Annotated in this window: 16 protein-coding genes and 2 pseudogenes; 3 read left to right on the top strand and 15 right to left on the bottom strand. The window is 66.3% G+C overall.

Annotation, left to right across the window (positions count from 1 at the left end):
• Positions 1-14: 14 nt before the first annotated feature.
• From IEX72_RS04445 to malQ, 5 genes and pseudogenes are all read right to left on the bottom strand, one after another.
• Complete coding sequence (locus tag IEX72_RS04445; protein WP_188786173.1) at positions 15-194, bottom strand: DUF7836 family putative zinc-binding protein; 180 nt, start codon at positions 192-194, stop codon at positions 15-17.
• 75 nt (positions 195-269) lie between these two features.
• Positions 270-1,268, bottom strand: coding sequence for a transcription initiation factor IIB (locus IEX72_RS04440; protein WP_188786172.1), 999 nt, complete (start codon positions 1,266-1,268; stop codon positions 270-272).
• A gap of 236 nt (positions 1,269-1,504) precedes the next feature.
• Positions 1,505-2,212: a DUF6663 family protein gene (locus tag IEX72_RS04435; RefSeq protein WP_188786171.1), complete on the bottom strand. Its 708-nt coding sequence runs from the start codon at positions 2,210-2,212 to the stop codon at positions 1,505-1,507.
• A gap of 85 nt (positions 2,213-2,297) precedes the next feature.
• A pseudogene (locus tag IEX72_RS04430) lies at positions 2,298-2,561 on the bottom strand (PfkB family carbohydrate kinase); the annotation flags it as partial.
• Between the two features lie 68 nt (positions 2,562-2,629).
• Positions 2,630-4,126, bottom strand: coding sequence for a 4-alpha-glucanotransferase (malQ, locus tag IEX72_RS04425; RefSeq protein WP_188786169.1), 1,497 nt, complete (start codon positions 4,124-4,126; stop codon positions 2,630-2,632).
• A 225-nt stretch (positions 4,127-4,351) separates the two neighbouring features.
• Between malQ and IEX72_RS04420 the strand changes: the two genes are divergently transcribed.
• Positions 4,352-5,248: an SDR family oxidoreductase gene (locus IEX72_RS04420; RefSeq protein ID WP_188786168.1), complete on the top strand. Its 897-nt coding sequence runs from the start codon at positions 4,352-4,354 to the stop codon at positions 5,246-5,248.
• 59 nt (positions 5,249-5,307) lie between these two features.
• Here IEX72_RS04420 and IEX72_RS04415 read toward each other — a convergent pair whose 3' ends face one another.
• The 4 genes from IEX72_RS04415 to IEX72_RS04400 form a co-directional block, all read right to left on the bottom strand.
• Positions 5,308-6,381: an outer membrane protein assembly factor BamB family protein gene (locus tag IEX72_RS04415; protein WP_229663737.1), complete on the bottom strand. Its 1,074-nt coding sequence runs from the start codon at positions 6,379-6,381 to the stop codon at positions 5,308-5,310.
• A gap of 285 nt (positions 6,382-6,666) precedes the next feature.
• Positions 6,667-7,962, bottom strand: a complete 1,296-nt coding sequence (locus tag IEX72_RS04410; protein ID WP_188786166.1) for an ArsA family ATPase — start codon at positions 7,960-7,962, stop codon at positions 6,667-6,669.
• Positions 7,963-8,138: 176 nt separating this feature from the next.
• Positions 8,139-8,336 carry a hypothetical protein gene (locus tag IEX72_RS04405; protein WP_188786165.1) on the bottom strand — a complete coding sequence of 66 codons (198 nt, stop codon included), beginning with the start codon at positions 8,334-8,336 and terminating at the stop codon, positions 8,139-8,141.
• Positions 8,337-8,508: 172 nt separating this feature from the next.
• Complete coding sequence (locus IEX72_RS04400) at positions 8,509-9,633, bottom strand: pyridoxal phosphate-dependent aminotransferase (protein WP_188786164.1); 1,125 nt, start codon at positions 9,631-9,633, stop codon at positions 8,509-8,511.
• Between the two features lie 109 nt (positions 9,634-9,742).
• Between IEX72_RS04400 and IEX72_RS04395 the strand changes: the two genes are divergently transcribed.
• Entirely contained in the window at positions 9,743-10,105 is a 363-nt protein-coding gene (locus tag IEX72_RS04395) for an Hsp20/alpha crystallin family protein (protein WP_188786163.1), read from the top strand.
• A gap of 6 nt (positions 10,106-10,111) precedes the next feature.
• On the opposite strand, the gene IEX72_RS04390 is transcribed toward IEX72_RS04395, so the two are convergent.
• Both IEX72_RS04390 and IEX72_RS04385 read right to left on the bottom strand, forming a co-directional pair.
• Complete coding sequence (locus IEX72_RS04390; protein WP_188786162.1) at positions 10,112-10,984, bottom strand: ATP-grasp domain-containing protein; 873 nt, start codon at positions 10,982-10,984, stop codon at positions 10,112-10,114.
• Positions 10,985-11,039: 55 nt separating this feature from the next.
• Entirely contained in the window at positions 11,040-11,570 is a 531-nt protein-coding gene (locus tag IEX72_RS04385) for a 50S ribosomal protein L16 (RefSeq protein ID WP_188786161.1), read from the bottom strand.
• Positions 11,571-11,758: 188 nt separating this feature from the next.
• Between IEX72_RS04385 and IEX72_RS04380 the strand changes: the two are divergent.
• Positions 11,759-13,147, top strand: a pseudogene (locus IEX72_RS04380) (IS4 family transposase).
• Between the two features lie 51 nt (positions 13,148-13,198).
• Here the strand turns inward: IEX72_RS04380 and nucS are convergent.
• The 4 genes from nucS to IEX72_RS04360 all read right to left on the bottom strand — a co-directional run bounded on the left by nucS (position 13,199) and on the right by IEX72_RS04360 (position 15,707).
• Positions 13,199-13,945, bottom strand: coding sequence for an endonuclease NucS (nucS, locus tag IEX72_RS04375; RefSeq protein WP_188786160.1), 747 nt, complete (start codon positions 13,943-13,945; stop codon positions 13,199-13,201).
• An 87-nt stretch (positions 13,946-14,032) separates the two neighbouring features.
• Positions 14,033-14,479 (bottom strand): VanZ family protein, encoded by a 447-nt coding sequence (locus IEX72_RS04370; RefSeq protein ID WP_188786159.1) that lies wholly within the window; start codon positions 14,477-14,479, stop codon positions 14,033-14,035.
• Positions 14,480-14,507: 28 nt separating this feature from the next.
• Complete coding sequence (locus IEX72_RS04365; protein WP_188786203.1) at positions 14,508-15,332, bottom strand: aldo/keto reductase; 825 nt, start codon at positions 15,330-15,332, stop codon at positions 14,508-14,510.
• A 180-nt stretch (positions 15,333-15,512) separates the two neighbouring features.
• Positions 15,513-15,707 (bottom strand): cold-shock protein, encoded by a 195-nt coding sequence (locus tag IEX72_RS04360; protein WP_188786158.1) that lies wholly within the window; start codon positions 15,705-15,707, stop codon positions 15,513-15,515.
• Between the last annotated feature and the right edge of the window lie 30 nt (positions 15,708-15,737).

Raw genomic sequence — 15,737 nt, 5'->3', positions numbered from 1 at the left:
ACCGGCTGCGACGCCTACTCGAACTGTTTCACCGTGTTGAGGTCGCGTTCGGTCCGCATAAACTCCGCGAGCCGCCGGGTCGCACCGCAGGCCGAACACGTGGAGTTGTTCCGGTGGCCGGGGAGCGACGACGGTTCGTCCTGCCAGTCTTTTCCACACTCGGGACACAGCAGCCTGACGAACGCTTCGACCATACCGCTTGACTCTCCCGGTACGTCAATAAACCTTGGTACAGGACCACACGCGAAACGGGACCGCCTCCGCGTCGTCTACGCCGCCATCCCGGCGTCGCTGGCCTCCAACAGCTCCTTGTACCGGTTCCGGATCGTGACCTCCGAGACGTCCGCGACCTCGCTGACCTGGTTTTGGGTCACCTTCTCGTTGGTGAGAAGCGCCGCGGCGTAGACCGCGGCCGCGGCGAGCCCCACCGGTGACTTCCCGGAGTGGATCGCGGCGCGCTTGGCGCTCTCCAGCAACTCCCGCGCGCGGCGTTCGGCCTCGTCGGAGAGGTCGAGGTCGGACGCGAAGCGGGGGACGTACTGGGCGGGGTCGGCGGGCTCGACCTCCAATTTGAGCTCGCGGACCACGTACCGGTAGGTCCGAGTGAGCTCCATCTTGTCGACCCGGGAGACCCGCTCGATCTCGTCGAGCGACCGGGGCGTGCCGGCCTGTCGGGCGGCGGCGTACAGCGCCGCGGTCGCGACGCCCTCGATGGAGCGGCCGGGCAGCAGGTCCTCATCGAGCGCGCGGCGGTAGATGACCGACGCGGTCTCGCGGACGTTTTCGGGGAGTCCGAGCGCGGACGCCATGCGGTCGATCTCGCCGAGCGCCTGTTTGAGGTTGCGCTCTTTCGAGTCGCGGGTGCGGAACCGCTCGTTCCACGTCCGGAGCCGCTGCATCTGCTCGCGCTGCCGCGACGAGAGGGCGTTGCCGTAGGCGTCTTTGTTCTGCCACCCGATGTTGGTCGAGAGCCCCTTGTCGTGCATGAGGTTGGTCGTCGGCGCGCCCACGCGGGATTTCTGGTCGCGCTCTGCGCTGTCGAAAGCGCGCCACTCCGGCCCGCGGTCGATCGAGTCCTCGTCGATCACGAGACCGCAGTCCGCACACACCGTCTCGCCGCGGGACTCGTCGGCGACGACGTTCCCGCCACACTCCGGACAGACCAACTCCTCGCGTTCCTCATCCGCCGTGTGCTCGTGTTCGTCGACGTCGGCGTCCGTCCGTGCCGCGCTGTACCCCGTTCGGTCTCTGAGTTGTGTGTCGCTCATGGTTGGAAGCGGTTCACCCACGGCCGGAAAAAACTAATATTCGAGACGGACCCGCCGGGGTTGACCTTACCAAGTGTAAGCATCCTATATATTTAAAGCTTCCGTGACAGGTATGTCATTAAAATCAATGTATAGCCCCGTAACACGGTGTTTCAAGCGAATCCGACTGTCTCGAAGCCGGCGATTCGGGAATATATATCACTTCCGTCGATGTGGGGGGCGTCGGTCGGACGGCCTCAGCCGAGCACTCCCTCGCTATCCCCGTAGGTCGTCCGCATCGTCTCCGCTAGCACGCCGTCCCGTCGGAACGCAACGTAGACCACCAGGAACGGCTCGTCAGCCGGACGGAGCACGAAGACGGCCCGCGGCTGCTCTTCCTCCGGTAGCGCCGACGCCGCGTCGTCGACCCGGCTGACGAGCGGCGACAGCGGCGTGACGCCCGTCCGGAACTCCGAAAAGAGATCACGCGCGCCCGACTGTTTTGCGAACACGTAGAGCGCGCCGTTGGGGTCGCCGTCGGTGTCCCGAGTCACCCGCGCGTTCATCCCCTCGTTGTCGGCCTCGGCGACCATCCACGCGTTCTTGGCGGCCTCGAAGATCCCGGTGACGCCGTCGTAGAACTCGAAGACCGTGTCGGCGACGACCGAAAGCGATGTGAACCGGGGGTCACCGTCGCGCCACACGAGCGTTGCGTCCACCAGGCCGCCGGCCCGGAGCCCCTCGACAGCCGTTGCGAGGTCTCCGTCGTACCCCGTCGTGTCGACGTAGACGGGCGCGAACGCCCCCTCGAAGTCCGCGGGGCGATCGGAGTCGCCGTCGGCGGGGGCGTCGCGGTCACCGACCCCACCGCCGGCGTCGAGGGTCACGAGCAACAGTTCGTCGGGCTCCCGCGGCCGCCCGAGCACGCGGTACCGCCCGCCGGTGGTCGGATTCTGTCCGGTCATCGACTCACCGGGAGAGCCCCCGGCGCCGCTTTCGATCACAGACTCGACCTCGTTGGCGGTCACGGCCGCGACATCGCCGTCGACAGTTCGCTTCAGCGACGCCATCGCGGCGCCGTACGCCGTGGCTCCGGAGTTCTCCAGTAACCCGGCGGGCGAGCGGCGACGCCGGGAGCCTCGACAGCCACGTCGTCTCACACCCCAGGCGCGCGGCCGCGACTGCGACCGCGACCGCGACGTTGCTCTCGGCGCCGCCGATCCTGACGTCGAGGTCACGGACCCGTTCGAGGCGCTCACCCCGTGGCGGCGAGAGTCCGCGTATGGTCTCGTCGAAGGTCGCGATGTCCGTCATACGCTCCCGCTTTTTCGAGGGAGCTACATAAGCCCGGGTGTCGCCGCCCACACGCCGGTGGCCCCCCATCAGTTCCGAACGTGCTCGTCTGTGAGCCGCGCGAGGCGCGCCGCGCTGTCGCCGTCGAACGCGGCTTCGGTGCACCGCCACGCCCAGTTTCCGGTCACGGTCCCGGGGCGGTTGAACCGGGCCTCAGTGCCGAGTCCGAGCACGTCCTGGACCGTGGTGACGGCGAGCACCGCGTCGGAGCGCCACACCGCCTCGATCACCGACCAGTTGATGGCCGACCCGTCGGCGCCGATGTTGTAGTGGAGGCAGTCTCGCTGGTGGTCGGGCAGCGACTCGTAGTAGCCAATCACCGTGTCGGTGTCGTGGGTCGAGGTGTAGCCGACGCTGGCCTCGGGGTAGTGCATCGGCTGGTACATATCCCCTTCCTGGCACCAGTCGGCGTAGTGCGGGACCCGCATCGACGGGAACCCGAACCGCTCACGGAGGTCGATCACTCCCTGGTCGAGGAACCCCAGGTCTTCCACCACGAACGGGAGCTCTCCCAACTCCCGTTCGACGGTCTCGAAGAAGTCGTGCCCCGGAGCCCCGCGCCACTCACCGGCCGCCGGGTCGTCGGCGTCGGCCGGGATCGCCCAGTACTCGTCGAACCCTTTGAAATGGTCGACCCGGGCGACGTCAACGAGGTCGAGCAGCCGATCCACCCGACTGAGCCACCACCTGTAGCCGGTCTCCCTGAGTGCCTCCCAGTCGTATACCGGGTTGCCCCACCGCTGGCCGTCGTCGCCGGGGTTGGGCGGGACCCCCGCCACCGCCGCGGGGTCGTGGTCGGCAGTCAGGTCGAAGACTTCGGGGCTCGCCCACACGTCGGCGCTGTCGAGCGCGACGTAGATCGGGAGGTCGCCGACGAACTTGACGCCGCGCTCCGCCGCGTACGCCCTGAGCGCGCGCCACTGTCGGTCGAAGACGAACTGGACGAACTCCCGGTACCGGACCTCCTCGCCCAGCTCCTCGTGGTGGGCCGCCAGCGCGTCGGGGTCGCGGGTGCGGACGGGCTCAGGCCAGTCGGTCCACGCGCCGCCGTAGCGCGTCCGCAGCGCCATGAATAGCGCGTAGTCGTCGAGCCACCCCGACGTCCGCTCCCGGAACGCGTCGAACGCCGCGCGGTCGTCCGCGGCGGCGTCGGCGTGGAACCGCTCGGCAGCCGTCCGGAGCCGGTCGGTCTTGTAGGCTCGGACGCGGTCGTAGTCGACGTGGTCGTTGGGGAAGTCGGGAACCGCGTCACCCCGGACTGCTTCGTCGTCGAGGAGTCCGTCGTCGACGAGTCGGTCGAGGCTGATCAGGAGCGGGTTGCCCGCGAACGCGGAGTACGACTGGTACGGCGAGTCGCCGTGGATCGACGCGGTCGGTCCAACCGGGCAGAACTGCCAGTACGACTGGTCGGCGTCGGCGAGCCAGTCGACGAACGCGCGTGCTCCGTCGCCGAGGTCGCCGATGCCGTGCGGACCGGGCAACGAAGTGAGGTGGCAGAAAACGCCCGCCGATCGATCGAATCGCATACCCGATCCACCGACGCGGGGGAGTTAAGAATGTGGCACTCGGTCGCGACCGGCCGTGTTCCACCCCGAGGCGGGCGCTGCTCGCGACGAACCATCGTAGCGTGGTTTGGGGTGGGTAACTGACTAAGCCCAGGTTCTTTTGTTCCTCTCCGTCCTGTGGTACCCTATGGTTGGTTTGAGGCGTGAGTTCCAGCAAGTGTTGACGGCTTTTTGTAAAATGTTGCTATGACACCGGAGACGGTCCTGATCACCGGCTGTTCGTCGGGGATCGGTCGCGCGACGGCTCTGGAGTTCGTGGAGGAAGACTGGTGTGTCTACGCCACCGCTCGCAACCCGGCCGACATCGAAACGCTCGGCGAGGCCGGGTGTCGGATCGCGACGCTCGATGTCACCGACCCCGACGACGTCGAACGCGTGGTCGGCCGCATCGTCGACGAGGAGGGCCACCTCTCGTGTCTGGTCAACAACGCCGGATACGCGCAGTTCGGCCCGGTCGAGGACGTACCCACCGGACAGGTCCACCGACAGTTCGACGTGAACCTCTACGGCCCCCACCGGCTGCTCCGCGCGGCACTGCCGCACATGCGGGAGCAAGAGGCCGGGACAGTGGTGAACGTCTCCAGCGCCGCGGGGCGGCTGTCGTTCCCCGGCGGCGGGATCTACGCCGGCTCGAAGTTCGCCCTGGAGGCGATGAGCGACGCGCTCAGAAACGAGGTCGACGAGTACGGCATCGACGTGGTCCTGATCGAACCCGGGCCGGTCGAGACGTCGTTCACCGAGCGTGCCGAGGCCGAAGTGTACGGCGGCAGCGCGGACAATGGGGAGGCCGACGGCGACGGGGAGACTGTCGACGGCGGCGATACCGACGACATCGCCGGACTCGACCGCTCCGGCGCTTACGACTCGTTCTACGACCTGTTCTCCGACACACAGTTGGTCGGCGGCGGTGGGCTCGGCGCGATCTCACCCGAGCGTGTCGCCGAGGACATCGTCGACGCCGCCTCCTCGACGAAGCCGAAGGCGCGGTACCAGCCGGGGACCGCCGCACGGGTCGGCGCGCTCGCCCGGTTCCTGCCGTCGCGGTGGCTCGACGCTGGCTACCGGTATCTGCGGAAGCTCTGATAGAACCCGTTCCCCGCCGGACGAGTACCACTCAGTGCAGGCGCTACTACCGAGCATCACTACTCCATCGTTATCGACATAGCTGAAGTTCCTCTCGGAATCTCCGTCTGCGGCCGGTCGCTCGAATCGGCTAACGAGAGGTACAGCTTGGACCCGGAAGCGATCATATCGGAGGGGTTGTCGCTGTTGGACTTCTGTTGTTCGTCGTATATCGGATCTCCACTGCCGAGGTCGATCACGGACAGGTGTCCGGCATCGTCAAATACCCATACGACGCCGTCGACCAGCTCCACACCCCCGTCGTAATCCGAAACTTCCCCGGCAGTCCGGTATTCCCATTCAGCATCCCCGGTGGACGTATCGAAACACCGCACGCCGGTCTTCGTACCGACAACCAGTTTGTTTTGTTCATCCGACACCGCGGGGATGGCCGTGGTACGGCTCGGGACCTCCGTTCTCCAGGACGGCTCAAGCCCGTCGATGCTCAGCTTTGCTACGGAACTCCCCCCGGCGTATATCCAGTCTCCGTCGATCAATGCGTGAGAGAGATCCAGTTCTGTTGTACTGAGCACGCTCCCGGTCGCGACGTCACGGACCTCCACTTTGTTCCCGAACAGCAACAGCTTCTCGCCGTGGATCAGCACCGTCCGAACGAATCTGATGTCGGTGTCCTCGTCGTCCTCGTCGATCGTCGTCTTCGACAGCCGCTCGCCAGTCCGAATATCAACCGTCCAGATGTTCGTCGTAGAGTTGTCAGTGTTCTGTTGAGCAAAGGCCGCATACTGATCCGATGCGGCGAAGGGGTTCGAAGACGTGAACCACTGTGCGAACTCGCCTTCGAGATACCAGAGTTCAGCCCCGTCTCGTGGGTCCACCCCGAACAGCCGTACCGGTTCGTCAGTGTCCGGATCGGACCGTTCGAGAACACATACGACCGATTCAGTCGGTTGGACGGACTGGATGAGATTATCTTCTCGACCGTGTTCCGGCGTGGTTTCCCACTGTAACTCTCCTGTCTCACGGAAGAACTTGCGAACAGTGCTGCCAGACTCGCCGTACAACGAGTTGCGATGAACCTGAATCGAACCCATCTGCCTGTCAGTACTCCACTCGAGTTCAAACAGATCACTCACAGACTGTCGCTGCGGTACCGTTGTGCCGTCGGTGATGGTTGTCGACTGCGTCGTCGCGGTGTCACTGATCGGTGTGGCAGCGTCCGGCCCGGACTCCTGCGTGAGTCGGAGACACCCCGTCACGCTACTACTGCTTGCGAGTGCGGATATCTTCAGAAGATCACGTCGGTGCATCGTGTCCGGTCCTGTTGCCTCTGGAGTATTAAAATATCTGTAGAACGAGGGTTCGTGGATATCCGTACGGCGTCCCTCTGGATGCTCTATGCACCTGTCAGTCCCCGCCCCTTACGCCAGACACGCCGCCACGACGCGGAGCGCGTCGTCGCCGCGAACCTCCTCGGCGAGCAGCGGCACCCGCTTCACGCCGCGGCCGCGGAACAGGTCAGTGGCCCGCCGGATCGCGTCCTGCTGGACCTGCCACCGGCGCTGACAGAACTCACACTCCTCCAGGTTGGGGGAGACGACCCACCGGTCGTCGACCGTCGCCGTTGTCGCGTCGGCGAGATCCTCCATCACCCGGTTGACGACCAGGGTCTGGACGGGGATCCCGAACCCGTCGAGTCGGTCGACCAGCCGTTCGGTCTCGACGACGCTCATCTCTTCGGGGATCATCACGACGCGGAAGTCGGTCTTGTCGGGGTCCCGCAACACGGTCCGAAGGCGCTCGATCCGCTCGCGGAGTTCGTCGAGGTCGGGGCCGCCGGCCCCGTCGGCGCCCATCCCGAACATCCCCTTGACGCCCTCCATCATGCCGGAGAACTGCTGGCGGAGTTTGGCGACTCGGCCGAGCATGGAGTCCATCACCTCCGGGAGCTCCAGCAGCCGAAGGGTGTGGCCGGTTGGGGCGGTGTCGACCACGACACGGTCGAACCGGGGGTCGTCGAGGTACTCCAACAGCTGCTGCATCGCCGCCGCCTCGTCGGCGCCGGGCATCGACCCGGGATCCATCGCCCCCCCGAGGAGTTCGCCCATCCCCCCGAGGTCGCCGAACGGCGACGCGCCGCCCTCGGCACCGTCGGCGTCGAAGGGATTGCCGCCGGCGTCCGGGCCGAGGCCGCCGGCACCGCCTCCACTGCCGGCGCCGCTCCCGCCGTCGAAGCCCCCGCCCGCACCCGTCCCGCCGGTGCCCGTCCCCGGTCCGCTCGCCGCGGCCCCGCCGAACGGCCCCGCGACCGCGGTGTCGGGGTCGATCTCGGCGGCGTAGAGGGGAACGTCCTCGCGGATCCGCGTCGGCTGCGCCGGGACGTCGTAGTCGAGGGTGTCGGAGAGCGAGTGGGCGGGGTCTGTGGAGACCACGAGCGTCGCAGTCCCCGCGGCCGCCGACGCCAACCCGGTCGCCGCCGCCATGGTGGTCTTTCCGACGCCGCCTTTCCCGCCGTAGAGGACGTATTCGGGCGCTTCGACGCCCTCAGGCAGGGTTTCGTCGTCGGTGATCGTTTCGGGGGCGTCCCCCGACTCCGCGTTGTCGACCCCGCCGGCGTCCTCGACGGGCTCAACGTCGATCGTGGTGTCGTCTGTGGGGGGGTCACCCTCGGCGCCCCGCTCTTCGGGGTCGGCGGCGTCGGCATCGGTTCCTGACATACAGGGTGGGAAACGGCGGGGACTTGTGTACTTCCCGGTCGGCTTCCGCCGGCGTCGCCACGCCGTTCCCGGCCGCTGGCGCTCCTCCGATCGGCTCATACTGTCGGCTATAGTCGCGTGACGTATTTCGACACCCCGGGGTGTCGAAAATCTTCACGTAGTTATAGCCGACAGTATCAGAACCCGCCGATCCACAGCACCGCGCCGAGCGTGGCGCACACGACGCCGAGGACAACTCCGGCCGGAAGCCCGAGGCTGCCGCCGATCCCGAGCAGCAGCACGAACGCGACCACCGCCCACCCGAGGACGATCTTCAGCTTTTCCGGCGTCGTCAAGGCGCGAAACTCGCCGACGGGGAGCCATCGACTGCTCATATCACCTCGTTGGTCACCGTACGAACGCAAAGAACTGATGGAATGACTCGGCCCTGCGCGTCACTCCCAACGGCCGATCTGGTGGACCGCCCGGGGCGACAGTCGCCGTCCGGTCGGCCGCAGCCACACCCCCGGCTGCCGGGAGCGGGTCGGGCTCTCCCCGACAGCGCCGTCACCGGCCGTCGAAGTACGCCGCCAACCGGTCGGCGGCCTCGTCGACCCGGTCAGTACACAGGCTGAACCGAATCCACCCGTCGTACGTCTCACCGAACGCCGCCCCGGGCATCGCCGCGACGCCGGTGTCGTCGATCAGCCGCTGCACGTTCGCCAGGGTTCCCGGGAAGCCCTCGAACCGCACGAGGACGTAGAACGCGCCCTCCGGCGTGGTGTACGCCGCGCCGGCGGCGTCGAGCGCGGCGGTGAAGTCGTCGATCCGGCCCCGGATGGTGTCGCGGACAGACTCGTAGTACGCTGGTGGGGTCTCCTCGAGCGCCGCGAGCACGGCCGCCTGCGCCGGTCGGCTGGCCGCGATGTTCACGAGCGTGTGTCTGGTCAGCGCGGCCTCAACCAGGTCCGCCGGGAACACCGCGTACCCGACCCGAAACCCCGTGATCCCGAGCGCCTTCGAGAACGAGGTCGTGACGACGACGTTGTCGCGGTCGAGGGTGACCGCGCTCTCGAACCGCCCCGAAAAGTCGAAGTGGTCGTACACCTCGTCGACCACGAGCAGCGCGTCGACGTCGGCGGCGACGTCCGCGAGTTCCGCCACCGCCTCCAGGCTGTAGACCGCGCCAGTCGGGTTGTTCGGGGTGTTGAGAACGATCGCGGCGGTGTCGCCGGAGGCCGCAGCACGCATCGCGTCGACGTCGACGTGGCCGTTGTCGCCGACGGACACGCGGGTCGTCTCGCCGCCGAGCATCGTCGTCCGCCCGGGGTAGTAGGGGTAGACCGGATCGGTCACGAGGACCTCCGCCCCCGAATCCCGGTCGAGCGCCTCCGCCATCCCGAGGTAGTTGGCTTCGGCGGCCCCGTTGGTCACAATGACCTGCGACTCCTCGACCCCGCGTCGGTCGGCGATCTCCCCGCGGAGCGCCGGCAGCCCCTCCCGCGGCGGATACTGAAACGTCTCGGGGTCGCCGTCGGCGTAGGCGCGCAGTCCCTCCCGGAGCGCCGCCGGCGGATCCCAATCGGGGTGCCCCGAAACCATCCGCACGATGTCGCGGTCGGCCGCGGCGGCGTACTCGATCACGCGCTGGAAGAGCGGCTCCTCGTACGCGTCGTCAGCATCGTCTGCCATCCCGTATACCTCTGCCTCTGCCGTCGGCCGCTCCCGACGTGTGTCTTTCGACCCATCGAGACTGTCGGGGGGAGAAGGCTTTTGATCGGAACGCCCGTATCGGTATTCGATGAGAGACAACCGCGACGACCCGTTCGACGACTTCTTCGAGGGGATCGAGCGGATGATGGACGAGATGACCGGCGACGACGCCGCCGGGTTCACCTCCGAGACGCACGTCGATGTCTACGACGAGAGTGACGAACTCCGGGTGGTCGCCGACCTCCCGGGAGTGCCGAAGGAGGCGGTCGAACTGAAGTGTGACGGCGAGATTCTCACCGTCTCCGCCTCGGGCGAGCGCCGGGAGTACGACGAGCGCATCCGGCTCCCCGCACGGGTCGACGAACACACCGCCTCGGCGACGTTCAACAACGGCATCCTCCAGGCCACCTTCGGGAAAGTCGACGACTCCGCGTCGATCGACCTGGACTGAGCGCGGTCACGCCCGCGATGCCGATCCGGCGGTTCGCCGGATCACCCCCGCCAACCGGTCCCAGAACCCGGCGTCGTACTTCCGGTCGTCGATCGTCGGCCGCGCGTTGGTCTCGGAGACCACCGCCCGTCCACCCGACACGAGAATATCGACCCCAAGGTAGTCGATGTCGAGCGCCTCGGCCGTCTCAAGCGCGAGTTCCCGGAGTTCCGTGCCGACGTCGGTCGCGACGGCGGTCGCCCCGCGGTGGACGTTATGCTTCCACCCGCCCGCCGCCCGCGAAGACTCGGGGCGTCGGCGCTCGACCCCGCCGACGACCGCGCCGTCGACCACCATCAGCCGGTAGTCGCGGGCGTCGGGGAGGTACTCCTGGAGCACGTACGACTTGTCGCCGGTCGCCCGAAAGCCGTGAACCAGGTCGGGGTAATCGGTCACACCGAGCAACGAGTCCGGGTCGTGGACCTTCGCGACGCCGATCCCGCGGGTCGCGGAGTTGGGTTTGATGACGATCGGAAACCCGAGGTCGGTGGCGGCCGCGGCCACGTCGTCGTCCGAAACTGCGTTCGAGACGACGCGGGTCTCCGGGACCGGAATGTCCGCCCGCGAGAGCGCCGCGATCACCCCCGCCTTGTTCCGCGAGGTCGCCACCGCCGCCCGGTCGTTCACCCACGGGAGCCCGCGGCGGCCGTCCACAACGCCGCCGGCCATCAGCCGCGAGGGGTAGACGAACCCCGCGTCGAAGCGACGCTCCGGAGGCCGGCCGGGGTCGACCACCCGTCCCGTTGTTGTGAGGTGCTCGACTGCGATGTCGCGGGCCGCGAGCGGGTCGCGCATTCGGTCAAGCGTCTCGGCGGCGGTGGTCACAGCGAGCCGGAGCATCACTCACACCAGGAGGCGGCGGAACAAAAGCGGGCGGGTCGCGGGCGACCCAGACCTACGAGACCAGCAGCTTTTCGCCCTTCTCGACGTCGACCCGGCACGGCGGCGACATCTTGTTGTACGCGCGGCGCAGCGCGTCCTTCGCAACGTCGGCGTCCTCGGGGTCACAGTAGATCGTGAAGACCCGCTCGCCGTTCTGGACGCGCGCGGCGGTCCCGACGATCTTCCCGAACGCCTGGCGCATGCCGTCGGAGACGCGGTCCGCGCCCGCACCAGTCGCCTGTTTGTTCTCCCGGAGGATCTGGTGGGGGAACTTCCGGAGCACCATCTTGTAGTTCTCCTGGCCCACTTGCTTGAGCATGACGCGATTCGCCGACAGCCGCGCGGATTCGAGCGACCCGTGGCGGATCTGACACTCCTCCTCCAGGCTGAGGCTGATCTGGACCGGGTAGTCCTGCGGCCCGGTCTGGAGGTTACCCATGTTGTGCTGTGCGATCTTCGACCCGGGGATCCCCGTGACGTAATCGCGTCGTGTGTACGACGGCTTCGAGAGCTCCCGGTACATCGAGGCGGGTTTTTCAGACATAGCTACTTGTGAAGCACAAGGCATATTCGGCGTAAAAGCGCTTCGAAGCGTCCGTCCCCCCGACGCGCCGGTGTGGACCGTCCAGTACCACCGCGGTCTCACACGGAATCGAGGAGGTAGCCCACGGCTTCAGTCCTGTCTCTTACCCACAACTCCTATCGCCGTAGTTCGTCGAGAAAGAGACCAAGATGCAGAGCGGTTCACGAAGTCGGCGGACAGATCTAGACGAGGAAGAGCTGTGTCAGACCGATGTCTCTGGCACGGTTCGAAAGGAGTTCCAGTCTGCTGAGTTTGGTGACGAACGGCTCACTAACCGATTGGTGCAAGTCGGAGATCGGCTCGGCAGGGCACCTGCCGAGTCGATCCCGAATGTCTGCGAAGACTGGGCCTCCACAAAGGCTACGTATCGATTCTGTGATAACGAGCGTGTGGACCCAGACGAGATTCTCTCCGCACACAAGCGAGAACAACGCTCACGCGTCGGTAACAACGAGGACCTTCTGGTCGTCTCTGATACGACTGAGCTCGTGTTCCCGAGACATCCGTCCAAGGAAGGACTCGGTGACACCGGCAACTCCAAAACAGATCTCGAAGGCGTCAAGATTCACTCGACGATCGGAGTCGATCCACAGACGCACCATATGACCGGGGTCATCGATCAGTAGTCGCTGATCGAGGACCAACAGGCCAGCATCAAACACGATGCGAATGGGAAAGGTGAGCCAATCGAATTAGAGAGCGAACAGAAAAAATGGATTCGTGGAGACAGGCAAGCCAGCAACTGGCTTGCCGAAGGGATTCGGCCGATATTCATCCACGACCGAGGGGCTGACGCATTTGCGTTCTACCGCGAAGTGACAGACGAGCTTAACGCTGGATTCATCGTCCGTGCGAATCAGAATCGCTGTATTCAGACGCCGTCCGGAACGGACGGGCGTCTGATTGACTGGAGTGAAGAGATCCCTGAACAAGGTCGCACGTCGATAGAGATCGAACAAGGAAGTGGAAGGAAAGCCCGAAAAGCTGAGGTCACCGTCAAAGCCGGATCGTGCGAGCTTCTTCCTCCGCAGAACGATCCAACTCACACGGAACCAGTCGCAGTAAACGTCGTACGGATCGACGAAGTGAGAGAGCAAGACGACCCGATTCAGTGGGTGTTACTCACCACTGAATCGGTCGCTGAATTCAGTGACTCGCTGAGTGTGGTAGAGTCCTATTGCGCCCGATGGACGATCGAAGACTGGCACAAGGTGTTGAAAACAGGGTGCCGGATCGAGGAACGCCGGCTGGAAACGTGGGAACGGATGGAGGTTTTGTTGAGTGTCTATTCGGTGATTGCGTGGAAGGTGCTGGAGCTACGGGAACTTGCTCGGGGAGACGCATACTGCTCACCTGATGTTCTTCTGAGCGAGACTGAGCGGTCAATTCTGGAAACAAAATTTCCAGAATTGACCGATAATGAGGCTCAAGCGTACGCAATTGCGGTTGCGAAGATCGGTGGCTATCTTGACCGGAGCTCTGATCCACCGCCTGGTTGGGAAACGATGTGGAAAGGTCTCAAGAAACTTCAGACATAGGCAGAGGGATACGAACTGCACTCCTGAGAGTTATGCGTAAGAGACAGGGCTTCAGTCGTGGGTCACTGACCCGTCTTCGCCACCGTCCGGCGGTGACAGCGGTACGAACTCCAGATCCTGCTCCGTTAAGAGTGCGGCGGCCCGGTCGGTGACCGACGGCGCCACCAAGATTCCGCGGACGTCCTCGCCGGGGAACTCCTCGTCGACGGCCTCGACGTACCGGCGGAGTTGGCCGGCGGCCGAGGGACCGACCCGCCGGCGCTTCAGCTCCACCACCATCGGCCGACCGTCGGCGTCGTCGCCGAAGATGTCGACCGGGCCGGCGGCGGTTTCCCGTTCGGTCGCGGTCGGGCGAAAGCCCGGTTCCACCGACGAGGGATCGTCGAGGATCCTGGTTCGGAGGTCCTCTTCGCTCCCCGTCAGCGTCAGATCGCTCCGGTCTTCGACCTCGTAGGCCGTTACTTGCTCGAGTTGGCGGAAGCTGACGTCCAGGCGCTCAGACGGCGACGACCGCACGCTTCGGATCCGGAGCCGGCCGTCGCGCACGCCGGCGTGGTGGGTACACCCCGGCGGCTGCCAGTTGACCGGGTTCCGGTTCTCGTCGGTGTGGACCAGGACCGTGCCGTCGGGCTTGCAGACGACGAGTCGGTCGCCGGGGCCGAGGTCCGACGACGCGCGGCCGTCGTAGTCGACGGTGCACCGGCCGAACGCCGTCACCATCCGTCCCTCCTCAAAGGCGGTCTCTACCAGCGCCAGCGCGTCCCGGTGGGCCGGGCGGTGAAGCGTCGTGACCGACATCCGGTATCGACGGGGAGTTGGGGCCCGCGGGATAAAAGCCGCGCGTCCCGGCTGTGGTACCGCTGCCCGCGCGTCCCGGCTGTGGTATCACCGCCGTCGCCGACCGTCGAGTGCTGCGTGCAGCCCCGCACCCACCGTTGCGCCGACCGCGTTGACGAGGGCGTCAGGCGCGCCCGCGGTTCGGGCGGCGACGGGGGCCTGAAGGAGTTCGACCCCGACGCCAACCGCCGTTGCGACGGCGATGGCCGTGACGACGGCCCGGAACCCGTCGGTATTCGGGTCCAGTCCATCGCCGAGCAGCCACGCCAGAACGCCGTACGCCACCAGGTGCGCGGTCGCGAACGCGGCCGCGCCCCCCGTCCCGCCGGCGCCCGCCGTTCGCGACGCTCCGAGTGGCTTCAGGATCGCGGCCGGATCGACGAGCGACGCGGCGACAATCACCAGCGTCCAGGCGACCGCGGCGCGACGCGCGCGGCGTCCGGTGTGGCCTGTTGTCGTCCCGACGGAGGCTCGGGTATCGCTGTCTCCGGTCACGACCTCAGGTGCGAGTCGGTTCTGCTACTCACCGGAGTTCGCCGAGCATGCCGTCGAGCATCGCTCTCCCGGATTTGAGAAGCGACGGCTTGGTGAGCTCCTCAACCTCCGGGCCGGTGAGCTTGAAGTCGAACAGCGCGAGGTTCTGCCTCAGGTGCTCGGGGTCGGTGGTCTTCGGAATCACCGCGACGTCGCGGTGTTGGGTCGCCCACCGGAGCACGATCTGTGCGGGCGTCCGGTCGTACTCCCCAGCGAGCCGCTGGACCGTGTCGTCGTCGAGAACGGTCCCGCGGGCCAGCGGGCTGTACGCGGTCAGGAACGGGCCTTCCCCCTGGCAGTGGCTCAGCATTCCGCGCTGTGGCTTGTAGGGGTGAAACTGGACCTGGTTGGTGAGGATCGGCGTGTCGGCGGCGTCGCGGGCGCGGTCGAGCAGCACTCGCGGGAAATTGCTGACGCCGGCGTGAGAGACCATTCCCTGTTCGACCAGGTGGTCTACGGCGGCCATCGTCGACTCCACCGACACGAGCGGGTTCGGCCAGTGGAGGAGCAACAGGTCGACGTACTCGGTACCGAGACGATCGAGGCTTTCGCCCGTGGAGTCGATCAGGGCGTTGCGGCCCGCGTTCCGGGGAGAGACCTTGGTCGTGAGGAACACGTCGTCGCGGTCGACGGCGGAATCGGTGATCGCCCGCCCCACCTCCCGCTCGTTGTCGTACAGCTGTGCGGTGTCGACGTGGCGGTAGCCGAGGTCGAGCGCGGTCGACACCGTCTCGTAACACTCCGTGCCCGTGAGCTGCCACGTCCCCAACCCGACTGCCGGCACGCGCGCGCCGTGGGCTTCGACGTACTCCATCTCCGCTCCGTCTCGGGTCATACGGGTTGTTGGGCCGCCGCCCCCGAGAACGTGTCGGCAGTCGCAGAGGCGTTCCGGCGCCCACGACCCGGGCGGTTCGACTCAACAGAGGTGAAAGAAGGCTACATTCGGTCGTCGCTCGGTGCGTGCTGTCGGATCGACCATGCGGTCGGGTCCGACTTACAGGCGCTGGAGGTTCGTCGCGCGCGGGCCCTTGTCGGCCTGCTCGATGTCGAACTCCACTTCCTGTCCCTCTTCGAGGTCGGGGCCGCCGATGTCTTCCATGTGGAAGAACACGTCCTCGTCAGCGTCCTCTGTCTCGATGAAACCGTAACCGCCCGTGTCGTTGAAGAAATCAACCGTGCCGTTTGCCATTGCAGTCGTACTCAATCCGCCCGGGGGAAT

It is taken from the genome of Halobellus salinus (assembly GCF_014646875.1).
Classification (GTDB): domain Archaea; phylum Halobacteriota; class Halobacteria; order Halobacteriales; family Haloferacaceae; genus Haloquadratum; species Haloquadratum salinum.
The sequence above is the reverse complement of the archived record's forward strand: the minus strand, read 5'-3'. Positions and strand labels throughout refer to the sequence as shown.